This window comes from Streptomyces sp. NPDC047525, assembly GCF_040643025.1.
Taxonomy (GTDB): Bacteria; Actinomycetota; Actinomycetes; order Streptomycetales; family Streptomycetaceae; genus Streptomyces; species Streptomyces durmitorensis.
Genome location: NZ_JBEYTL010000036.1, coordinates 1 through 23,186 on the forward strand (window position 1 = coordinate 1; position 23,186 = coordinate 23,186).

The 23,186-nt window shown below is 71.7% G+C and carries 13 protein-coding genes and 1 pseudogene; 9 read left to right on the forward strand and 5 right to left on the reverse strand.

Annotated elements, in window-relative coordinates; genetic code table 11:
- From ABZ833_RS44765 to ABZ833_RS44775, 3 genes and pseudogenes are all read left to right on the forward strand, one after another.
- Positions 1-336, forward strand: a pseudogene (locus ABZ833_RS44765) (2-oxoacid:ferredoxin oxidoreductase subunit beta); the annotation flags it as partial.
- Positions 333-659: a ferredoxin gene (fdxA, locus tag ABZ833_RS44770; RefSeq protein ID WP_361059627.1), complete on the forward strand. Its 327-nt coding sequence runs from the start codon at positions 333-335 to the stop codon at positions 657-659. The pseudogene ABZ833_RS44765 and the gene fdxA, both read left to right, overlap by 4 nt.
- A gap of 268 nt (positions 660-927) precedes the next feature.
- Positions 928-3,306, forward strand: a complete 2,379-nt coding sequence (locus ABZ833_RS44775; protein ID WP_361059630.1) for a BTAD domain-containing putative transcriptional regulator — start codon at positions 928-930, stop codon at positions 3,304-3,306.
- 56 nt (positions 3,307-3,362) lie between these two features.
- On the opposite strand, the gene ABZ833_RS44780 is transcribed toward ABZ833_RS44775, so the two are convergent.
- Together ABZ833_RS44780 and ABZ833_RS44785 are read right to left on the reverse strand one after the other, a co-directional pair.
- Positions 3,363-4,112 (reverse strand): alpha/beta fold hydrolase, encoded by a 750-nt coding sequence (locus tag ABZ833_RS44780; RefSeq protein ID WP_361059633.1) that lies wholly within the window; start codon positions 4,110-4,112, stop codon positions 3,363-3,365.
- 32 nt (positions 4,113-4,144) lie between these two features.
- Positions 4,145-6,346 carry an alpha/beta fold hydrolase gene (locus ABZ833_RS44785; RefSeq protein WP_361059636.1) on the reverse strand — a complete coding sequence of 734 codons (2,202 nt, stop codon included), beginning with the start codon at positions 6,344-6,346 and terminating at the stop codon, positions 4,145-4,147.
- Between the two features lie 322 nt (positions 6,347-6,668).
- Between ABZ833_RS44785 and ABZ833_RS44790 the strand changes: the two genes are divergently transcribed.
- From ABZ833_RS44790 to ABZ833_RS44815, 6 genes are all read left to right on the forward strand, one after another.
- Positions 6,669-7,856, forward strand: coding sequence for an acyl-CoA dehydrogenase family protein (locus tag ABZ833_RS44790; protein ID WP_361059639.1), 1,188 nt, complete (start codon positions 6,669-6,671; stop codon positions 7,854-7,856).
- Positions 7,857-7,961: 105 nt separating this feature from the next.
- On the forward strand, positions 7,962-9,536 hold the full coding sequence (locus ABZ833_RS44795; protein WP_361059641.1) for an aminotransferase class III-fold pyridoxal phosphate-dependent enzyme: 1,575 nt from the start codon (positions 7,962-7,964) through the stop codon (positions 9,534-9,536).
- 15 nt (positions 9,537-9,551) lie between these two features.
- Complete coding sequence (locus ABZ833_RS44800) at positions 9,552-11,135, forward strand: acyl-CoA carboxylase subunit beta (protein WP_361059644.1); 1,584 nt, start codon at positions 9,552-9,554, stop codon at positions 11,133-11,135.
- Positions 11,136-11,149: 14 nt separating this feature from the next.
- Positions 11,150-11,344 carry an acyl-CoA carboxylase subunit epsilon gene (locus ABZ833_RS44805; RefSeq protein WP_361059647.1) on the forward strand — a complete coding sequence of 65 codons (195 nt, stop codon included), beginning with the start codon at positions 11,150-11,152 and terminating at the stop codon, positions 11,342-11,344.
- A 174-nt stretch (positions 11,345-11,518) separates the two neighbouring features.
- Positions 11,519-13,141: an FAD-binding oxidoreductase gene (locus ABZ833_RS44810; RefSeq protein WP_361059649.1), complete on the forward strand. Its 1,623-nt coding sequence runs from the start codon at positions 11,519-11,521 to the stop codon at positions 13,139-13,141.
- 162 nt (positions 13,142-13,303) lie between these two features.
- On the forward strand, positions 13,304-14,923 hold the full coding sequence (locus ABZ833_RS44815) for an MFS transporter (protein ID WP_361059652.1): 1,620 nt from the start codon (positions 13,304-13,306) through the stop codon (positions 14,921-14,923).
- 98 nt (positions 14,924-15,021) lie between these two features.
- Here ABZ833_RS44815 and ABZ833_RS44820 read toward each other — a convergent pair whose 3' ends face one another.
- The 3 genes from ABZ833_RS44820 to ABZ833_RS44830 form a co-directional block, all read right to left on the reverse strand.
- Complete coding sequence (locus ABZ833_RS44820) at positions 15,022-15,636, reverse strand: NAD(P)H oxidoreductase (RefSeq protein WP_361059655.1); 615 nt, start codon at positions 15,634-15,636, stop codon at positions 15,022-15,024.
- 94 nt (positions 15,637-15,730) lie between these two features.
- Positions 15,731-16,594, reverse strand: a complete 864-nt coding sequence (locus ABZ833_RS44825) for an SDR family NAD(P)-dependent oxidoreductase (RefSeq protein WP_361059656.1) — start codon at positions 16,592-16,594, stop codon at positions 15,731-15,733.
- Positions 16,595-16,704: 110 nt separating this feature from the next.
- The gene (locus tag ABZ833_RS44830) at positions 16,705-23,184 is read right to left on the reverse strand and encodes a thioester reductase domain-containing protein (protein ID WP_361059659.1); all 6,480 of its coding nucleotides are present in this window, start codon (positions 23,182-23,184) and stop codon (positions 16,705-16,707) included.
- Positions 23,185-23,186: the final 2 nt, after the last annotated feature.

Consider the following 23,186-nt stretch of genomic DNA (forward strand, 5'->3'; position numbering starts at 1 on the left):
CCCATCCGCTTCGGGGCCGAAGGCGCCAAGGGCGTCGTACGCGACCCGGCCACCGGAGACCTCAAAGTCGTCCCGGTCACGCCTGAGACCGAGTCACAGATCCTGGTCCACGACGCGCACTCGACGTCCCCGACGCTGGCCTTCGCGCTGTCACGCCTCGCCGATCCGGACACCCTGCACCACACCCCGATCGGTGTCTTCCGCGACGTCGAGCGTCCGGTCTACGACACGCTGATGTCCGACCAGCTCGACACCGCCATCGAGCAGAACGGCAAGGGCGACCTGACGAACCTCCTCACCGGCAACGACACCTGGACCGTGGAGCGATCCTCATGACCTACGTCATCGCCCAGCCCTGCATAGACGTCAAGGACAAGGCCTGCATCGACGAATGCCCCGTCGACTGCATCTACGAGGGCCCGCGCATGCTCTACATCCACCCGGACGAATGTGTGGACTGCGGTGCCTGCGAGCCTGTCTGCCCGACCGAGTCGATCTTCTACGAGGAGGATCTGCCGGAGCAGTGGAGCGCGTTCGGGGCCGCGGGCGCCGAGGTGTTCACGGAACTGGGTGCGCCGGGCGGCGCCACCACGACGGGCCCGCTGGCGCAGGACCACCCGGTGGTCGCCGGTGTGACGCCGGCCGGCAGCCGCACCTGAGGTGCTCTCGGTCGGCGCCCGCCTCCGCATCTCGGGCGAGCGGCTGCTCGCCCCCTGATCTCCGCCCGGCCGGTGCTTCCGTTCCCCCGCGCCCGCACCGGCCGGGCGGACACCCCGTACGGGTCTCCGACCCGGCGCCCGTGTGTCCACCGAGCCGTGCCCGAACCACTTCGTGGCGCGGAGGCAGTCGAAACGGCAGTCCGCACGGCGGTGCAAAGGCGCACCGCCGTGCGGCTTGCCCCGTACCCGGGAGGAGCTGGGGAGCACCATGAGGTTCCGTGTACTTGGGCCGCTCGAACTCACCGACCATGGTGAGACCGTGCCGATACAGGGCACCAAGCAGCGTGCGATGCTGGGATTTCTCCTGCTCAACGCCAATCGTGTGGTGTCCACCAGTGCGCTGATGGACGCACTGTGGCCGACCGGAGAGGTCCCCACCACCGCGCGCAAGATCCTGCACAATGCCATCTGGGGGCTGCGCGGCGCGCTCGGCTCCGGTCGGGACCACGACGGCCCGATGCTGATCACCCGGCCACCGGGATACATACTCCGACTCGACCCGCAGACCGTGGACTTGTACCGGTTCCGGCGGCTCGCCGAGGAGGGGCAGGCGCGGCTCGCCGAGGGCTCGCCGCTGCGGGCCGCTGCGTCGCTCCGTGAAGCCGTCGGCCTGTGGCGCGGTGCCGCGCTCGCCGACCTCGTCGAGGCCGGCTTCGACTGGCCCGAGATGGAGGGCCTGGAGAACACCAGGATCGATGTTCTCGAGGACTATTTTGACGCGGAGCTGGCGCTCGGCCGCCATCGCTCGGTGCTCCGCGAGATGGAGACGGCCGTCGAGGCGGGAACGTTGCGGGAGCGGCTGTGCGGGCAGTTGATGCTCGCGCTGTACCGGTGCGGACGGCACACCGACGCCCTTGGCGCGTACAACCGGCTGCGCCGTCAGCTCGTCGAGCAGCTCGGTCTCGAACCCGGCCGCAGCCTTCAGCAGTTGCAGCAGGCGATCCTGCGCCACGACGACTCGCTGCTCGTCGCACAGGGCGCCGCTCGCGAGCCGGCCACGGATCCGGGGAGCACCAGCACCGCCGAGGAGCGTGCCGGTACGGCCGCGTCCGGGGCCTCGGAGCACTCCACGGCGCTGTTCGTGCCGAAGCAGCGCGCCGAGGGCAGTTCCCGTACCGAGTCGAGCCCCTCCGTGTCTGCCGCTCCCGAACCCGCCCCTCACGCTGTTCCTGCCGTGCGCGCGGGGGTCGCACGGCAGGACTGCAGCGTGGTGATGGTGCAGGCCGCCGTCGACCACCGGCGCGCCGCCACCGACGGCACGGGCGTGGAACAGTGCCTCGCCTCGGTCGCGGAGACGCTGCGGAACACGGCGGGCTTCTTCGCCGGGACCGTCGCTGCCCCGGCCGGACCGGCGCTGCTCGCCGTGTTCACCGGAGCCGACGCGGCGAAAAGGGCCGTGTCGACGGCTCTGGCCATGCTCGAACCCCGTATCCACCCGGTGTGCATACGGGCCACCGTGGCCACCGGTGAGACCCAGCTGTTCCGGCTCGACGAGCATCCGGACGCCGCACACATGGCGGCGGGCCCGGCCCTCGACACCTGCCGCACGCTGATGGCCCACACCACCGCGGGCACGGCCCGTGTCTGCGAACGGACCTGGGCACAGACCGGCGGCGCCGCGGGCATCAGCTACACCCGGCCCAAGGGCGAGGCCGCGGGATGGCGGGCGCGCTCCGTGCAGTGGCGCTCTCTGGCCCACCCGTCGATCCCGGTCCTCGACCGTGACCACGAACTGGACCTGATGTCCGGCCTGCTGGGACGCTCACGCCATCGGTCGGTGGCGCAGCTCGTCACGGTGCTCGGGGAGGCGGGAGTCGGCAAGACCCGGCTCGCCCTCGAGTTCGAGCGCCGTGCGGCGGCCCAGTGGGACGGCGCCGAGTTCCTGGTGAGCGGGCCCGAAGGCGCCGACCGGCCGCTGGGGTTGCTGCACAATCTGCTCCTTGCCCTGTGCCACGCCCCGCCCGGGACGGATCCGGCCACCGGTGCGGGCCTGGTGCGACAGATCGCGTACGGGTGCATCGCGGACCAGACCGAGGCCACCGAGGTCGCCGCCTGCGCCAGTGAAGTGATCACCGCGGGGGAGCAGGGCCCGGCCCCGCACCGCCGGGAGCTGCTGCTCGCGGCGGGCTGCCGACTTCTCGACGCGGTCGCGCTCGACCACCCTCTGATCGTCCTCGTCGACGACGCGCACGAAATCGGCGAGGACGGCCTGGACTTCCTGGAACGGTTCGTCGCGGCAGCCGGACCTTCGCCGCTGATGCTGATCGTGGCGGCCCGGCCCGAATTGCTGCGCCGTCGGCCCACATGGGGCACAGGACAGGCCCAGATGACCACGCTGACACTGCCGCGGCCGACCGACGCCACCCTGGACCGGCTCGCCGAGATCCTCCTCGCGAAGACGCACTCGGGTCAGCTCGCCCTGCCCACACCGGACATCAGTGAGGCCCTGCGAGAGGAGGCACCGCACTCCCGGCGCCGTGCTCTGCTGCGCACCCTGATGCGCCTGGATGCGTCGGTGCCCGACCGGCTCGTCGGCACGGACGCACTGGGGGACCTCTCGTCGGCATCGTCCGCCACGGCACCGTAAAGGGCCGTCACCCGCCGGTTGGAGATCGGGGGCCCGCCCACCGGCGGGCCCCCGGATCAGCCTGCCGTCGCGTCCGCGAGCAGCCCGTCGGCGATCACCGTGGCCACGCCTCTCACGTGGTCGTCGAGGTAGAAGTGGCCGCCGGAGAAGACCTCGAGGGAGAAGTCACCCCGTGTGTGATCCCGCCACTCGGTGGCCTCCTGGACGGTGACCACCGGGTCGCGGTCGCCGGCCAGGACGGTCACCGGCGTATCCAGCGGTGCACCGCCGCGCCAGGTGTACGAACCGAGCGCCCGGTAGTCGGCACGCAGTACCGGCATCACCATGTCCAGGAGCTCCGGGTCCTGGAGCACGGCCTGGTCGGTGCCACCGAGCCGGCGCACCGCAGCGAGGACGTCGGCATCGGTGGAGAGCCGGTCGTGGACGCCCGGGAGCGGGGTCGGCGCGCCGCGCCCGGACAGGAAGAGCCGGGTGGGCCCCGGCAGATCGCGCTGAGCGAGCAGCCGAGCCGTCTCGTACGCGACGACGGCGCCCATGCTGTGCCCGAAGAACGCGTAGGGCTCCACCGTGTCGGGCCCGAGAGCGTCGGCGACGGCCTCTGCCAGCGTGTGCAGGCTCGTCGAGCGTTCTTCGTGGCGCCGGTCCTGCCGCCCCGGGTACTGGACCGACAGGACGTCGAGGCCGTCGGGCAGCTCTCGCGCGAGCCGCAGGAACGCGCTCGCGGATCCGCCGGCGTGCGGGAAGCACACGAGCCTGAGCCTGCCGTCCTGTGCGGCCTTGAACCGCCGGAACCATGTGCTGTCCACCGTGTGGTTCTCCCTTCGTCCGTGCGGAGTGCTCAACCGGCCGATGCGGCCGTGCCGTCGGCGCGGGCGATGATCTCGTCGGCGACGAGTCCCGGAACCTCCTGGGGCTGCCAGTGCGAGACCCCGTGGAGCGTGACGAGCCGGTAAGGGGCGGACACGTACTCGGCGGTCATGCCCGCGGCCGCGGTGGAGACCGACTCGTCGGCCACGCTCCAGATGAACGTCGTCGGCACCGTCACCTCGCCCATGTCGCTGCGTCCGTCGAGGAGCGTGCCGTGGCGGTACCAGTTCAGGGCGGCGTGGAAGGTGCCGGGCCGGGTGTGGAAGTCGATGTAGCGGGCCTGCTGTTCGGCGGTCAGAGCGTTGTCCGCGCCTGCCAGCAGCTCGCGCAGCCTGGCTGCGTCGTCCTCCAGCCAGTACTGCGTGGACCCCTCGGCGGTGAGCAGGTCGACGTACCGGGAAGAGCGCTGCTGCTCCGGGTCGACGCGGTAGGCCTGCTGGTACGCGTCCAGGTGCGGGAAGGCCACCGCGGTCAGTGTGCGGACCCGGTCGGGGTGGTGCGCGGCCAGGTACCAGGCCACGATCGCACCCCAGTCGTGCCCGACGACGTGCGCGTCCGGCACACCGAGCTCGTCGAGGATGCCCAGGACGTCCTGGGCGAGCAACGGCAGCGCGTACTGGTCGACGGGGTCAGGACGGGCGCCGGGGGAGTAGCCGCGCTGGTTGGGGGCGATGGTGCGCAGTCCGGCCTGGTTCAGGGCCGGGACGACGTCCGTCCAGGACTCGAAGTGGTGCGGCCAGCCGTGAAGGAGCACCACGGGCTCGCCGTCCTGCGGCCCGGACGTCTCCACGTCGAAGGTGAGGCCGCCGGTCGTGATCTGGACGACCTCGCGGTCACCGGTGCCGCCGCGCGGGGCGGGCCGGGCGCTCTCGGCCTGGCCCACGAGTGCGGTGATCTCCGGCGCGGCCAGTGCCTCCGCCGAGTCGAGCAGGCTCACCACCCGCACGTACGCGACGGCCACCTCGTCGTGCTCGGCGGCCGCCGCGAGGAGGCGGCCGACCTGGCGCTGCTCCGGGGAGTCCGGGGCGACAAGGCCGAGGCGGGCGGAGTCGTTGCCGACCGCCATGCCCCAGGGGGTGTCGACGGCCTTGCGGGCCAGGTCGGCGAAGTACGCGGTGGCGCGCGGCTCTCCGGGGCGGCTCAGGTGTTCGGCGAGTACCGTCGCCTCGATCGCGGCGACCGTCATGCCCTGCGCGTAGGTGGGGTTGAAGCTGCACACCGCGTCGCCGATGACGAGCAGGCCGTCGGGGAAGGAGGTCAGGCGTTCGTAGCGGCGGCGCAGATTCGCCGGGAAGCGGTAGGGCACCAGATCGTCGACCGGTGTCCCGCTGGAGACGGCGTCGTACACGTCGGGAGCGGCGAGGGACTTCAGGAAGGCGAGGAAGCCTTCCTCGTCGGTGGGCGGGTGGTCGCCGTTCATGCCGTACGCGGTCACCACGGTGCGTCCGCCGTCGACACGCGCGCAGACGGCGCCGCGTGGCGCCGCGGGCGAGGCCACGACGTGCACGGAGAGGTCGTCGCCCATGGCCTCGTGCGGAATGTCGTAGTGCCGGGTCGTATAGCCGAGGCCGACCTTGAAGGTCTCCTCCTCCAGCTCGGGGAAGCCCCACTCGGCGAGCCAGACGGGGGTCCGCGAGCCGCGGCCCGAGGCGTCCACCACGAGGTCGGCCTCGAGGGTGGTCGTCGTACCGCCGGCATCCGTGAGGACCGCTCCGGTCACCCGAGCGCCCTGGCTCTCGGTCACCAGCTCGACCACCGAGGTCTGCTCCGAGAAGCGGACCCCCGGCAGCGCACGTACCCGGCTGCGCGTCGCGTGCTCGAACAGCGGCCGGCTGGCCGAGACCAGCTGGAGTCCGGAGCGCGGCTGCCGCATCGGGCGGCCCTCCAGGATCCACCGGACATCGCCGGTGACGTCACCGTGCGCGGCTCCGCCCGCTATGAGCTCGTCCGTGATGCCGGGGAACAGTTCCTCGATGATCTCGTGCCCGCGGGAGAGCAGCCCGTGCACGTGCCTGCCCTGAGGGATGCGACGTCGCGGTTCGCTGTCGTCGGCGAGCACATCACGTTCCACCACCACGACTTCGTCGTACGCATCGGAAAGCACCCGCGCGGCGAACAGCCCGGCCATACCTGCACCGAGCACGATCGCGCGACCCCGACCTGAATTTGCCACGGCTTTCTCCTCCGTCTGGTTCGCAGGGCGATCGCGAACTGGTCGTGCGATCGACGGAGCGCAACGCTAACCAGCATTTCTGAATACGCGTCAATCGACGGATAACCAGAAGTGCTTGAACGCGATGCGATCCGTCGATTACCGGTCCGAGAACCGGTGATGACCCGTCAACCGAGAAGGCGGATACGGTGAATTGGCCATTGAGTCCGCCGAATGCAAGGCGGCAGCGGCCTTTCCGGATACATCCCGGTCAATTCAGCGGGCCTCAGGGCCGCCCGTCGATCGAAGTGCCCTTTGAGCCATCACAGACCAGAGGAGCAGCATGGCCACGACCGTCCCGGCCACCCAACCATCCGTGAGCGCGCAGGAACTCATCGACCGCGCCAGTCGCCTCGTACCGCTCCTGCGGTCCAACATCGACCGCACCGAGCAGCTGGGCAATCCCACCCCGGAGAACCTCGCCGCGCTGCGCGAGGCGGGCCTGTTCCGGCTCACCACGCCGGTCGCCCACGGCGGTCTGCACCCGAGCATGCGCAACCAGGTCGAGATCATCGCCGAGGTGGGCCGCGGCTGCGCCTCGACCGGCTGGATCGTCGCCAACCACGCGGCGTCCACCGAGTTCACCCTCATCCTCGACGACGAGGCCACCGAGGAGATATTCGGCGACAACCCCGACGCCATCCTGCTGTCCGCGGGCACAGGGCCAGGCGCACGCGCCGAGAAGGTGCCGGGCGGTCTGAAGGTCAATGCCCGTCTTCCGTACGCGTCCGGCTGCGAGATCTCCGACTGGGCGCTGTGCATCGCCATCCCGCTCTACGACGGCGACCGCCAGATCGGTGCCGCCAACGCCTTGGTGGCCCTCGACGACATCGTGATCACCCGCACCTGGAACGTCGCCGGCATGCGTGGCACCGGCACCCACGCGATGACGCTCACCGACGTGTTCGTGCCCGACCGCCGCACTCTCGTCGTGGAGAAGGACGACACCGACCGCCTGGAGGAGCTGCTCAGCCCGAGTGAGCTGGTCAAGGGCAATCTGCACTCCCTTTCCGCCCTGGTCGGCGCGGCACGCGGCGCCCTCGACGTGGCCGGCGATGCTCTCGCCAAGGGCAAGCCGATCGTGTACTCCACGTACCGTCGCGCCGCCGACTCGCCCGCCATCCAGCGGGCGTTCACCGAGGCGACCCACCTCGTCGACACCGCGTATCTGCACATGCTGCACGTGGCCGACGAGTTCGACCGGCTGCTTCCGGGCGACGAACTGCCCAGGGTCGCCCGCGCCCGCGCCCGCATGCACTCGGCGTCCGCGCTCAGCAGCGCCCGCGAGGGCATGCAGCAGATCCTGCACGTCGCGGGCACCGGCGGCTTCGCCGACACCAACCCCATCCAGGCGTACTGGCGCGACCTGGAGGTGGGCAGCCGCCACAACCACCTGTCGCTGCCCCTGATCGTCGAGGACTACGGACGCGCGCTGCTCGCCGTCGGTCCGACGGTCACCGCGTTCCACTGACCGGCGGCGGCTCGCCGGACCCGCACCCGGGCCGCGGCGCCCCGGTCTTCCACCGACCACCACCACGGTCCCGTTCGCGGACCACGACGGAGGCTTGACCCGACCATGGCCGACCCAGACCTCGCCGAATCACACCTGCTCGGCTGGCTGTCCACCGTCGGCCTCGACGCCCACTATGTGCGCGCCGAGGGCGACTACCTCTACCGAATCGACGAGCACGGGGACGAGATCCCCGTGGTCGACTTCGCCGGTGGCTACGGCTCACTGATGCTCGGACACAATCCCCCCGACATCGTGGCCCTGGCCCAGGAGATGCTGGCCGCCGGCGCGCCCGTGCACGCCCAGTTCTCCCGCCACCCCTACGCGACCGAGCTCGCCACCCGGCTCTCCGCCATCGTGAGCCGGGAGACCGGCGAGAACGAGACGTACAACGCCGTCTTCGCCAACAGCGGCGCCGAGGCGGTCGAGATCGCCGTCAAGCACGCCGAACTCGACCGCGCCCTGAAGGCCGCCGAGCTCCAGGCCGAGATCGCCGAGCACATCGAGGCGGCCCGCGCCGCCGTGGCCGCCGGCACGGCGACCGTCCGGGCGGATGCCACCCACGCGGTCGGGTCGGACACCGTCGACGGCATCGACGCACTCGCCGACCGTGTCGCGGCCGTCAACGCGGACCGCGCGGTCGCCGAGCCCCGGCTCTTCGCTCTGGAGGGCGGATTCCACGGCAAGTTGATGGGCAGCGTCCAGCTCACCCACAACGCCGCCTACCGCATACCGTTCGCGGCCCTCGGCACCGCTGCCCGCTTCGTCACGCGCGAGGAACTCGCCGCCCTGCCCAAGATCTTCGAGGAAGAACGGGTGGACCTCCTCGACCTGGTCGTCACCGGCGGCGAGGTCACCGTCGTCCCCCGGCCCCTGCCGGTCCTCTGCGCCTTCGTCCTCGAACCTGTCCAGGGCGAGGGCGGCATCCAGGTCCTCGACGCCGAGAGCGCCGCGTTGATCCAGACGGCGTGCGCGGCGGCCGACGTGCCGATCATCGTGGACGAGGTGCAGAGCGGCATGGGCCGCACCGGCACCTTCCTGGCGAGCACCGGCATCGGGCTGCGCGGCGACTACCACGTGCTGGCCAAGAGCCTCGGCGGCGGCCTCGCCAAAGCGGCGGTCATGCTGGCCCGTTCGTCGCTCTACCGCCCCCAGTTCGAGCTGGTGCACAGCTCCACCTTCGCCAAGGACTACTTCTCCACGACCATCGGGCTCAAGGTCCTCGACCTCCTGGAGGCGGACGACGGCGCCGCCTACCGCAAGGCCGCCGAGCGCGGGGAGTACCTCCTCGACATGCTCCGCTCGGTGCAGCGGGACTTCCCCGACGTGGTGAGCGGAGCGCGCGGCCGGGGACTGATGCTGGGCCTGGAGTTCCACGACCAGAGCGGATCCGGCGTCGAGGAGCTGCGGCAGCACGCCGAGGGCGCCACCCTCGGCTACGCCCTCGCGGGCAAGCTGCTGCGCACCCACAGGGTGCGGACCTTCCCGACGGCCAGCTCCCCGAACACCCTGCGCTTCGAGCCCTCGATCCACATCGGCGACAAGGAAGTCGCCCAGCTCGAGACGGGTCTGCGCGATGTGTGCGCCTTGCTGCGCGCACAGGACGGCGCCGGCCTCCTGGAGATCACCCCTGCGGTGTGAGAGGACGAATGTGCCATGGCAACACCCTTACGAGAAAGGTCCGTTGGCGACCGGCCGAGCGGACCCGTCGCCGAACTGCACGCCATCCGGAAGAAGGCACTGCAGGGGCCCGGCGACAAAGCGACCGAGGCCCAGCACGCGAAGGGCAAGCTGACCGCGCGTGAGCGGATCGAGCTGCTGTTGGATGCGGGTTCGTTCCAGGAGGTCGAGCAGTTGCGTCGGCACCGGGCGACCGGGTTCGGTCTGGAGGCGAAGAAGCCGTACACCGACGGTGTGATCACCGGGTGGGGCACGGTCGAGGGCCGGACGGTCTTCGTCTACGCGCACGACTTCCGCATTTTCGGTGGCGCGCTGGGTGAGGCGCACGCCACGAAGATCCACAAGATCATGGACATGGCCATCGCGGCCGGTGCCCCGTTGGTGTCGTTGAACGACGGCGCCGGTGCGCGTATCCAGGAGGGCGTGTCCGCGCTCGCGGGATACGGCGGGATCTTCCAGCGCAACACCAAGGCCTCGGGCGTGATCCCGCAGATCAGCGTCATGCTGGGCCCGTGCGCGGGCGGCGCGGCCTACTCGCCCGCCCTGACCGACTTCGTGTTCATGGTCCGCGACACCTCGCAGATGTTCATCACCGGCCCGGACGTCGTCAAGGCCGTCACCGGCGAGGAGATCACGCAGAACGGCCTGGGCGGCGCGGACGTGCACGCCGAGACCTCCGGCGTCGCGCACTTCGCGTACGACGACGAGGAGACCTGCATAGCCGAGGTCCGCTACCTGCTGTCGATGCTCCCCTCGAACAACCGCGAGAACCCTCCGGCCGAGGCGCCGGACGACCCTGCCGAGCGGCGGGGGGAGCGGTTGCTCGAACTGGTGCCCGTGGACGGCAACCGGCCCTACGACATGCACCAGGTCATCGAGGAGCTCGTCGACGACGGCGACTTCCTGGAGGTCCACGAGCGCTGGGCCCGCAACATCGTCTGTGGTCTGTCCCGGATGGGCGGCCGCGTGGTCGGCATCGTGGCCAACCAACCCCAGTCCCTGGCCGGGGTCCTGGACATCAAGGCCTCCGAGAAGGCGGCGCGCTTCGTCACGATGTGCGACGCCTTCAACATCCCGATCCTCACCCTCCTCGACGTCCCCGGCTTCCTGCCGGGTGTCGACCAGGAGCACGGCGGAATCATCCGCCACGGAGCCAAGCTGCTCTACGCCTACTGCAACGCCACCGTGCCCCGTATCTCCCTGGTCCTCAGGAAGGCGTACGGCGGCGCGTACATCGTCATGGACAGCCAGTCCATCGGCGCCGACCTCACGTACGCGTGGCCCACGAACGAGATCGCGGTGATGGGCGCCGAGGGCGCCGCCAACGTGATCTTCCGTCGGCAGATCGCCGCGGCCGAGGACCCGGACGCGATGCGCGTGCGGATGGTCAAGGAGTACAAGGCCGAGCTGATGCACCCCTACTACGCCGCCGAGCGCGGGCTCGTCGACGACGTCATCGACCCGGCCGAGACCCGTGAGGTGCTGATCAACTCCCTGGCGATGCTCCGCGACAAGCACGCCCAACTGCCCTCCCGCAAGCACGGCAACGCCCCCCAGTAAGGAGAAGGTCACCCATGAGCGCACCTTATGTACGCGTGGAGAAGGGTGAGGCGCAGCCCGAGGAACTGGCGGCCCTCACCGCGTACCTGATGGCCCGTGCCGCCGCGTACGCGCGGCCGCCGGCCGCCGAGCCGGACCGGGGCAAGGCCGGCTGGCGCCGCCTGGAGCGCACGCCGAACTACCAGGCCCCGCACAGCTGGCAGGGCTGACTCCGCGCCTGCCTGCCTGCCGAATGCCTGCGGAACTGCCTGCGGAACCGCTTGCCGGAGCCCGGCCGTGGCCTTGTCGCCGCGCTGGGCTCCGGCCGTGACGGCACGCCTTTTCCTCACCCTCACCCTCACCCTCTTCCCTCAACTCCCTTTGGCGCCTTGGAGGTACCTCTCATGACCGGACTGTCCCGCCGTGGGCTGATCAGCGGAGCCGCGGTGGCGGGCGGTGCCCTGGCGCTGCCCGTGGCCTCGCCGGGCCCGGCTGCCGCCGCCGAATCCGGGGCCGCCGCGGCCGCCCCCGCTGAGGCCGTGCGGATATCCCGTGGCGACCCGCGGTACCAGGGCCTGGTCTCCGGCGCCAACCAGCGCTGGGTCGGCCGGCCGGACTACGTCTGTATCGTCAGCAGCACTGCCCAGGTCGTGCGCGCCGTGCAGGAGGCCGTCGACCAGGGCCTGCGCATCGCGGTCCGCAGCGGCGGGCACTGCAACGAGCCGTTCGTGTCGGACGGTGACGTCCGCGCCGTCATCGACATGTCCGGCATGGACGCGATCTCCTACGACGAGAAGCGCCGCGCCTTCGCCGTCGAGCCCGGCGCCATGCTGGGCTCCGTCTACCGTGCCCTGTACAAGCGCTGGGGCGTCGTCCTGCCCGGCGGCACCTGCCCGACGGTCGGCGCCGGGGGACACATCACCGGTGGCGGCTACGGTGCGCTGTCCCGCTCGCGCGGGCTGACCGTGGATCACCTGTACGCCGTGGAGGTGGTCACGGTCTCGGCGGAGGGCAAGGCCCGTGCGGTGGTCGCCACCCGTGAGCCCGACGATCCCCACCGCGACCTGTGGTGGGCGCACACCGGCGCGGGGGGCGGCAACTTCGGTGTCATCACGCGCTATTGGCTGCGTTCGCCGGATGCCACCGGGAACGATCCGGCGAAGCTCCTCCCGCAGGCCCCCACCGAGGTGCTGCTCTCCGACGTCAGCTGGTCCTGGGACGACCTGGACGAGAAGTCGTTCACGCGTCTGGTGCACAACTTCGACGCCTGGCACGCCCGCAACTCGGCTCCGGACTCCCGCGGCCGGTTCCTCTACAGTCAGCTCAAGCTCCAGCACAAGTCCGCCGGTGCGTTCCACATGTGCACCCAGGTGGACGCGGCCGCACCCGACGCGGGCGGACTGCTCGACGAGTTCCTCGCCGCGGTCTCCGCGGGCACCGGTGTGAAGTACCACGTCGTGGACCGCGTGAGGGCCCCGTGGATGTACGCGGTCACCCAGTGGTTCGGTTTCGTCGAGGCGGCGATCTCCCGCTGGAAGGCCAAGGCCGCGTACGTACGCAAGACCATGCCGCACGAGCAAGTCATGGCGATGCACAGGCAGTTGACGCGCAGCGACTACGACAACCCGACGGCCCTGGTCAACCTGATCAGCTACGGCGGGCGGATCAACGCCGTCGCCTCCGATGCCACGGCGGTCGCCCAGCGCGACTCCCACCTGAAGATCCTCTACGTCAGTCTCTGGACCGGCAGCGGGGACGGTGAGGCGGCGCGGCACGAGAAGTGGGTGCGCGACTGCTTCGAGGACGTCTACGCCGCGACCGGCGGCGTCCCGCGGCCCGGCGGTGTCAACGACGGCTGCTACATCAACTATGCCGACGCCGACATGGCCGACCCGGACCTGAACCGCTCGGGCACCCCCTGGCACCGCCTCTACTTCAAGGACAACTACCCGCGGCTGCAACAGGTCAAGGCGCAGTGGGACCCGCGCGACCTGTTCCGTCACGCACTCGCCGTCCGCAAGCCCTGACGGCCATTTCGAGCCAATCGAAGGTCGCTGTCGCGGACGGGAAGGGCGGCGCCGCGGAGCGAGTTCCCATCAGTGCCGCCGACGAACGGGCCGTGCAACGGCTGTATCCGCGTTCCGCTGGCAGTGTCATGTGCATGCCCAAGCAATTGAGAAAGGACGTCTATGTCTACGAACCCTGTTCCGGGGCAGGAGCCGCGCGCCGGAGTACGGCAGTGGTTCGGCCTCTTCGTGCTGCTGTTCCCCGTCACGCTGATGACGGTGGACCTGGGAGTGCTGTGGCTGGCGACTCCCGCCATGACGGCCGACCTGCAGCCGTCCAGTTCCCAACTCCTTTGGACCACTGACCTCTACGGGTTCATGACGTGCGGATTCCTGTTGGTCATGGGAACCCTGGGCGACCGGCTCGGGCGGCGCAGGCTGCTGGTCTTCGGCTCGCTCGGCGTGGTGGCGGCCTCGCTGCTCGCCGCGTACTCCACCAGTGCGGAGATGCTGATCGTGGCACGGGCCGTGCTCGGGATCGCGGGCGCCGCGGTGCTGCCCTCGACCCTGTCGCTGATCAGCCACATGTTCGCCGATGCGCGCCAGCGCGCCACGGCGATCGCCATGTGGGTCACCGCGCTGTCGGTGGGCATCGCGATCGGCCCCGTCATCGGTGGTGTGTTCCTCGAGCACTGGTGGTGGGGATCGGTGTTCCTGCTCGCCGTGCCCATCATGGTCCTCGCCATCCCGGTGGTGCTCGCGATCGTGCCGGAGTACCGCGACCCCAACCCGGGCCGCTTCGACCTGGCCAGCGTGGTGCTCTTCCTCCTCGGCATCCTGCCGGTGGTGTACGGCATCAAGAAGTTCGCCGAGTTCGGCTGGAGCCCCACGTACCTGGGGGCCATGGTCGTCGGAGTGATCTTCTCGGCGCTCTTCGTGCGCCGTCAGCGCAGCCTGGAGGCACCGCTCCTGGACATGCGGCTGTTCAGCAACCCCGTGTTCACCGGAGCGCTGCTCGTCCTGCTGCTCGGCATGATGGCCCTCAACGGCGTCGAGTATCTGGTCCCGCAGTTCCTCCTGGTCACCGGTGATCTGAGCCCGCTGGAAGCCGGGTTGTGGCTGCTGCCGAGCGCCGTAGGCCTGATCGTGGGATCGCAGCTCACCCCGGTGCTCGCGCGCCGTGTCCGGCCCGCCTACGTGATCGCCGGAGGCACCGTGATCACCCTGGCCGGTTTCTGGCTGACGGCGGCAGCGAAGCCGGACGAGTCCGGTGTCGTGCCGGCCGCGATCGGACTGACCGTCGTCATGTTCGGCGTGGCACCGATCAGCGTCCTCGGCACCAGCCTCGCCGTCGGCGCGGCGGCTCCGGAGAAGGCCGGAGCGGCGGCGGGCGCGGGCCAGACCGCGTACGACCTCGGCCTGGCCCTGGGTATCGCCGTCACGGGCTCCGTCGCCGTCGCCGTCTACCGTGGGGACGTCGCTGATTCCGTGCCCGCGGGCATCCCCGCCGAGTCGGCGGAGGCCGCGCGCGACACCATCGGCGGCGCCACCGCGGCGGCCGAGGACCTGCCCGGCGCGGCCGGCGACGAGCTGCTCGCCGTGGCGAAGGACGCCTTCAGCGCGGGCTTCCACACCACCGCCTGGGTGAGCGCCGGATTCGCCCTGGTGACCACCCTCATCGCCCTCACGCTCCTGCGCCGCATCCCGGCCATCGGCAAGGAGACCCCCGCGCCGGAGGAGGAGGCCGCCCCCGCGCCCGTCACCACGGGACACGCCGACCACGAGGCCACCCCGGTCGCCTGACCGCCGGGCCCGCCCTGCACACGACGACGACGGGCGGCTGTCACAGCACTTCGCTGTGGCAGCCGCCCGTCGGTGTGCTCAGGGGCGGGGTGACGGTGTCACCGCAGCGCCGGGTCCAGGAAACCGGTCAGGGCCTTGTCGGTGGATTCCGTGATGTGCCGGCGGACCTGGTCCTGCGGTTCGTCGGAGACCGTGTCGTGGACGAGGCTGACGGTGACGTCCTTGATGCCGCAGAACTCGCTGACGCCCACCCGCAGATGGAGGTCGATCATCGCGTCCAGGCCCTGATCGGCGTACGACTTGCGGGAGGCGCCCGCCAGGCCGAGCCACAGGATCCGCTTGGCCGCGAGCAGCGAGGGCTCGGTGCCGTAGGCGAAGCCGTGGTTCCAGACCCGGTCGATCCAGCCCTTCAGGATGGCCGGCACGTCGAACCACCACACGGGGAAGACGACGACGATCGCGTCGGCGGAGGCCATCCGGTCCATGTGGGCATGCACCTCGTCGGTGTACCGCTTGCCCGGGTCGTGCCAGTCGGGCTCGTCCGCCGGGTCCATGCGGGGATCGAAGCCCTCCGCGTGCAGATCGAGGACGTCGACCGCGTATCCGTCTCCCTCCAGACGCGCCCGTGCCCGCTCGCCGGACAGGCCGGTCAAGGAGTCGCTGCGGGGGTGGGCGAGGACGAGGAGCGCACGCGGCGTCCCGATGTCAGACATGGAAACAACACCCTTCTCAGATCGATGAGTCGCAGGCCGCCGAACGGACGGCGGCCTGCGACTCCAGGGGATGAGCACACGGATCGGTGCACGTTCAGTCGGCCGGGCGCTGCCACACCCCGCTCGGCAGCGTCCGCGCGACGTACTCCGCGAAGTCACGCGGCGGGCGGCCCAGGAGGCGTTCGACACCGTCGGAGAGGTAGGCGCCGCCGTCGTCCGCGACCGCGCCGAGGAGCTCGGCGGCGAACTCCGCGTAGCCCTCGTCGAAGCCGCGGCCGAGCAGGTGCGTGACGTACTGCGGCTTGGACACCGGCACGTAGGCGATCTCACGGCCCACTGCCGCGGCGATCTCGCCCACACCGTCGCCGAACGTCATCAGGCGGGGCCCCGACAGGGCGTAGACCTCGCCCTCGTGGCCGTCGTCGGCCAGCGCCGCCGCCGCGCACTCCGCGATGTCCTCGGCGTCGATGAACGGCTCGAGGCCCTGACCGGTGGGGAGCTCCACCCGCCCCGCGGCCACCGCGTCGCGCAGGAACGACTCCTCGCCGAAGTTCTGCGCGAACCACGTGGGGCGCAGGATCGTCCAGGCCGCGCCCGAGTCCCGCACGGCCCGCTCCACCGCGAAGGCCGCGTCGTCGCGCGACTGCTCCCAGGCGCGGGCCGACAGGAGCACGAGACGCCCCACGCCCGACCGCGCCGCGAGCCGGGCGAAATCCGCCATCAGGGCGGCGGCGTCCTCGCTCTGCGCATCCACCAGATAGGCCGCCGACACACCCGCGACGGCCAGCTCCCAGGTGGTTCGGTCCCGCCAGTCGAAGTGCCGTTCGCCCGAACGGGACGCGGCGACGGCGGTGCGGCCGCGCGCGGCCAGCCGAGCGGCCACGCGCCGTCCCGTCTTGCCCGTGCCGCCGATGACCAGGACGGGGGAGCCCCCGCCGTGTCCTTCTGTGACTGCCATGACCAACCTCTGCATGTCGTCGTGTGGTGTCGTCGTACGCCGCCCGAGCTCCGGGCACGCAGGTGGGGCGGCCGAGGGACCGCCCCACCTGCGTCATTCCGTGCGGTGGCTCACGCCGCCTGCGGCCGGACCTCGCGCTGCGGCTGTGGGAAGTGCCCCACTTCCACGAAGAACTCCGCATAGCGCGTGAACAGTCCCGCGGTCAGCGGAGGGCAGTCGACATCCGTGTCGGTGAGCGCCGCCTCCGTCTCGGACGTGTCGATCGGCGGGTAGAACGCCCCCGTGTCGGACGTCATCATCTCGAAGGCGTGCAGCAGCGGCTGCAGGGCGTTGTCGCGGTCCGCCTGCACCCGGTCCCGCCACTGCGACCAGTCCAGCTCGCCCAGTTCGTAGCCGAGGCCGCGCAGATTCTCGATGCACTGACCCAGACTCAACGAGCTCTGGTTGAACAGATGGAAGGTGCGGCCCGCGGACTCGGCCTGCCGCGACACGGTGATGATCGTGCCGCTGACGTAGTCGACGGGCAGCAGGTGGAAGCGGCCCTCGACCCCGGCGGGCGCGGCGCCCGACTGCAGGATGCCCTTGAGGCTCAGCCACACGAAGTCCCGTGTCTGGCAGGCTCCGTTGACCGTGTCGCCGGAGATCACGTCGACCCGGTACACGGAGACCGGCAGGCCACGGCCGCGGGCGAGCTCGATGACCTGCTCGGCCACCCACTTGCTCTGGAGATAGCCGCTGGGCAGCCGCTCCGCGGGTCCCGTCGGGTCGGTCACCTTCAGCGGTGCGCCGTCCTCGCGCGGACCGTCGAAGACACCCACCGTCGACACGTAGTGCACCGGCACCGTGCGGTGCCGGGCCGCGAGCCGCAGCACCTCCTGGGTGCCGCCGACGTTCGCCGGCCGCAGCGAGGAGTACGGGTGCAGCCAGTGCACGTGCGCGCCGTTGTGATAGACGACGTCGACCGTGCGGGCCAGTGTGTCGAACTCGTCGTCGGACAGACCGAGACGGGGCCTGGCGAGGTCGCCGACGTGGATCGCGAGGCGGCTCTCGTACGCCGCGTCCCAGACGCGGTACCACTCCATGTTGGACCTCAGGCGGGCCAGCGCGTCCTCCCCGTCCGTGCCGCGCACCAGGCAGTGCACGGTGGCGTCCGTCTTGCGCAGCAGGTCCCGCAGCAGGAACGCGCCGAGGAAGCCGGTGGCTCCCGTCAGGAGGATCTCCCGCGGGGCGTCGGCCACGCTCACCGTCTCGGCCGCCGGCCTGATGTCGTCGTCGAGACGGATGTCGGACGTGAAGTCCACCGCGGACTCCCCGGACCGGCGCGCTTCGTCGCCGCCGAGGAGCAGGCCCCGCAGATACGCGGCGAGCGCGGCCGGCGTCGGATGGTCGAAGACGAGGGTCGCAGGCAGCTTGGCGCCGGTCAGCTCGCCCAGGCGATTGCGGAGTTCGACCGAGGTCAGTGAGTCGAAGCCGAGCATCGTGAGGGGCTGCTCCACTTCGAGGGCGGAGGTGTCGGGGTGGCCGAGCACCCCCGCGATCCGGCCGAGCACCGCGTCCAGGACTGCCTGCTTCTGCTCCGTCTCGCCGAGGCTCGCGAGGGTCTCGGCGAGCGGGACGGACGGCAGTGCGTCGGCGGCCGCCGTGCGTCGGCCGGGCACTCGGGCGAGCGTCGAGAGGATCGCCGGGGCCGGGCCGCGCTGCTCCCGCAGCGCCGTCAGGTCCACCGGCGTCGCCACGACCGCGGCCCGTTCCAGACCGAGCGCCGCATCGAACAGGGCGGGCCCCTGCGCCTCGGGCACCGGCCGGAAACCGGTACGGGCGATGCGCTTGAGATCCGTCTCGGAGAGGTTGCCGCTCATGCCGCCGCTCTGCTGCCACAGGCCCCAGGCGATCGAGGTGGCGGGCAGCCCCTGGGCGCGGCGGTGCTGGGCCAGCGCGTCCAGGTAGTGATTGGCGGCGGCGTACGGCGACTGGCCGGGGCCGCCGACGACGGCGGCGACCGAGGAGAACAGGACGAACGCCGACAGATCCTTGTCACGGGTCAGCTCGTGCAGGTGCCAGGCCGCGTCCACCTTCGGGCGCAGCACCGCGTGCAGCCGCTCGGAGGTCTGTGCGGTGATCAGGCCGTCGTCCAGGACGCCGGCCGCGTGCACGACACCGGTCAGCGGGTGCCCGGCGGGTATCGAGTCCAAGGCCGCGGCGAGCGCGTCCCGGTCGGCCGCGTCACAGGTGGCGATCGTGACCTGCGCACCGAGCTCGCCGAGCTCCCGCGCCAACTCCCTTGCCCCGGTGGCCTGTTCACCGCGACGGCTGGTCAGCAGCAGGTGCCGCACGCCGTGCTCGGTCACCAGGTGGCGGGCGAAGAGCGCGCCGAGGCTGCCGGTTCCGCCGGTGATCAGGACCGTGCCGCGGGAGTCCCAGGCGACGGCGCCCGGGGCCTCGGCGGAGACCCTGGCAAGCCGCGGGACATGCACGCGACCCGCGCGGACGGCGGCCTGCGGTTCCCCGGACGTCACGAGGGCGCCCACGGTGTCCGTGCCGGTGGCCGTGTCCGTGTCGACCAGGACGATGCGCCCCGGGTGCTCCGACTGCGCGGAGCGCAGCAGGCCCCAGACCGCGGCACCCGGCAGGTCCGTGATGTCGTCCTGTGCGGCCGTCGCGACCGCGCCGGAGACCTGGACCACCAGCGGCGTCTCGTCGAGCCGGTCGTCCGCCAGCCACTGCTGCACCGACTCCATGACGGACTCGGTGACTTGGTGGGCCGCCTCGGCGGGCGGGGTCTTCGCGTCGGCACCGGGCCGCAGGAGCACGAACCTCGGCCCGCGCCCCTCGGCCACCGCGTCGCCCACGTCCGCCGGGCCGGAGAAGCTGACCGCGCCTGGCCGCGCATCGCCGCCCAGGACGCCCCAGGAACCATCGGCCGGAGCACCCGCCGTGAACGGCGGAAGGGCGAGCGGAGCCCACTCGACCTGGAACAGCGCGGACTCGTGCCGGCCGAGGGACGAGGCCAACCGGGCACCGCTGACGGGCCGTACGGACACCGAGCCGATCTCGGCGACCGGCTGCCCGGCCCCGTCGGCCAGCCACATCCGCGCCTCACCGGCCGGACCGGGAGCGATCCGCACCCGCAGGACCGAGGCCCCGGAGGCGTACAGCCGCACCCCACGCCACCGGTCGGCGAGCGGCGGTTCGCCGCCCGCCGCGGCCGTGCCGAACGCCACCGGCCGCACGGCCGCGTCCAGGAGCGCCGGGTGGAGGACGAAGTCGCCCACCGACTCCCCTTCGGGAAAACGCAGTTCGGTGAAGAGCTCACCGTCGCGCCGCCAGGCCCCGGTCAGCGAGCGGAACGCCTCGCCGTACCCCAGGCCCGCCTTCTCCAGCGTCGCGTCCCTCTCGTCAAGGGCGACCTCCTCGGCGCCCTCCGGGGGCCATGCGGCCAGGTCGAAGAGTTCGCCGGACGCGGCGCTGCCGACCGTGCCGTCCGCGTGCGTGGTCCACGGGGCGTCGGCGTCGTCGGGCCTGCTGTGCACGGTCACCGCGCGGCGGCCGTCCTCGTCCGGGGCGCCGACGCCCACCTGGAGCTGCAGGGAGCCGCTGTCCGGTACGACGAGCGGGACGCGCACGGTCAGCTCCTCGAGGGAGGTCGCCCCGAACTCGTCGCCCGCGCGCACCGCCAGCTCCACCAGGGCGGCGGGCGGCAGAACGACGCGGTCCAGCACCCGATGGCCGGCGAGCCACGGGTGGGTGCGCAGGGACACCCGGCTGGTGAACAGGGCCTGGTCGGCGCCCGCGACCGTCGTGGCGGGCCCGAGGAGCGGATGCCCCGTGGCCCGCAGGCCGAGCCCTGCGCTCTTCTCGGCGGCGGCCGTCACGTCGTGCCAGTAGCGCTGGTGCTGGAAGGCGTAGGTGGGCAGATCGACGCGCCGGGCTCCGGCCGACTCGTAGAACGCCCGCCAGTCGATCGCGGTGCCGTGGGTGTGCAGCGAGGCCAGGGCGCCGGTGACCGCGACGGGCTCGGCCGTGCCGCGGCGCAGCATCGGCACGGCGCACATCATGGAGGCGGCGGCGAGCGGAGTGAGCACCGGATCGGGCCCGAGCTCCAGGGTGATGTCGACACCGTCGGCCTCCAGGGACCGCAGGGCATCGGCGAAGCGGACCGTGCCGCGCAACTGACGTACCCAGTACTCGGCGCTGGTCAGATCCTCGCCGGTGGCGAGGCGGCCCGTGAGCGTGGACACCACCGGGATCCTCGGTGCGTGGTAGGTCAACGACGCGGCCACCTCGCGGAACTCCTCCAGGACGCCGTCCATGTGGGGGGAGTGGAAGGCATGGCTGACGGTGAGCCGGAACGTCTTGGCGCCGCGCTCCCGCCAGAGGCGCGCGACCGCCTCCGCCGCGTCCTCGTCGCCCGATATCACCACGGCCGTCGGTCCGTTGACGGCCGCGACGGTCAGCCGGCCGGTGTACGGGTCGAGGCTCGCGGCGACCTCGTCCTCCGGGGCCTGGACGGCGAACATGGCGCCGCCTGGCCGGGCGGCCTGCATCAGCCGGCCGCGGGCGGCGACCAGCGTCGCGGCGTCCTCCAGGGAGAGCACCCCGGCCACATGGGCGGCGGCGAGTTCGCCGATGGAGTGCCCCGCCAGGTAGTCCGGGATGATGCCCCAGGACTCCACGAGCCGGAACAGCGCCACCTCGACGGCGAACAGGGCGGGCTGCGTGTAGGCCGTGGAGTCCAGGCCGGCGCCGGTCGCGGTGATCTCGCAGATCGGTCGGTCCAGGTGCTTGGAGAGATGCGCGCACACCTCGTCGTAGGCCTGCGCGAACACCGGGAAGGCCGTGTACAGCTCGCCGCCCATGCCCTGGTGCTGGGCGCCCTGGCCGGTGAACAGGAACGCGGTGCGGCCGTTGCCGCGGGCGCCGCGCACCAGGCCCGGGTGGGCCTCGTCGTCGGCCAGGGCGCGCAGGGCCGCGAGGAGTTCCGCACGGCTCGCGCCGGTGACCGCGGCCCGGTGCTCGAGGGCGGCCCGGCCGGTGGCCAGGGAGTAGCCCACGTCGACGGGGCAGAACTCGCGCTCTGCGAGGTGCTCGTGGAGCCGTCCGGCCTGCTCGCGCAGGGCGGCCGGCGTGCGTCCCGAGACCGTCCAGGGTGCTGTGCCCGGCACCGGCGGGCCCGGCCGCTCCTGAGACCCCTCCTCCGCGGACGCCTCCTCCGCGGGCGCCTGCTCCAGGATGAGGTGGGCGTTGGTGCCGCTCACTCCGAACGCGGACACGGCCGCCCGGCGCGGCCGGTCCACCGCCGGCCAGGGGCGGGCCTCGGTGAGCAGCTCGACGTCGCCCGCCGTCCAGTCGACCATCGGCGTGGGCTCGTCCACGTGCAGCGTCTTGGGCAGTACGCCGTGCCGCATCGCCTGGATCATCTTGATGGCGCCGCCGACGCCCGCCGCGGCCACGGTGTGCCCGATGTTGGACTTCAGGGAGCCCAGATACAGGGGCCGCCCGCCGGACCGGTTCCGGCCGTACGTCTCCAGGAGGGCCTGCGCCTCGATGGGGTCGCCGAGCTTGGTGCCGGTGCCGTGTGCCTCGACCGTGTCGATGTCGGAGGGGGCGAGTCCTGCGTCGGCGAGTGCCTGGCGGATCACCCGCTCCTGCGACGGGCCGTTGGGGGCGGTGAGTCCGTTGCTCGCGCCGTCCTGGTTGACGGCGGAGCCGCGGATCACGGCGAGGACCTGGTGTCCGTTGCGGCGGGCGTCGGACAGCTTCTCGACCAGGAGCAGGCCCACGCCCTCCGACCAGGAGGTGCCGTCGGCTGCCGCGGCGAAGGACTTGATGCGTCCGTCGGGCGCGAGCCCGCCCTGCCGGGAGAAGTCGACGAACCCGCCGGGTGTCGCCGTGATCGTCGCGCCGCCCGCGAGCGCGAGTTCGCACTCCCCGCGGCGCAGGGCCGTGGCCGCCAAGTGCAACGCCACGAGGGAGGACGAGCAGGCCGTGTCGACGGACACGGCAGGCCCTTCGAGACCGAACGTGTAGGAGATCCGGCCCGAGGCGACGCTGCTGAGCTTGCTCGTCAGCAGGTAGCCCTCGAACTCCTGTGGCCCCTCCAGGTCCAGATAGCTCTGTTCGATGACGCCCGCGTACACCCCGGTGCGGCTGCCGCGCAGCGAGGACGGGTCGATCCCGGCCTGCTCGAAGGTCTCCCACGCGGTCTCCAGGAGCAGCCGCTGCTGCGGGTCCATCGCGGAGGCCTCGCGCGGGGAGATCCCGAAGAAGCCCGCGTCGAAGCGCGCCGCACCGCCCAGGAAGCCCGCCTCGCGGGCGTACGACGTACCGGCCTTGGCCGGGTCCGGGTCGTACAGGCGCTCCAGGTCCCAGCCGCGGTCGGTGGGGAAGGGGGAGATGGCGTCGGTGCCGCGCTCCACCAGGTCCCACAGCTCGTCGGGGGAGTTCACGCCGCCCGGGAAGCGGCAGGCCATGCCGACCACGGCGATGGGTTCGTCGGCAGCCGACTCCAGTTCGGCGATGCGGCGGTTGGCCCGCTGCAGGTCGACCGTGACCCGCTTGAGGTAATCGACCAGTTTCTCTTCGTTGGACATCG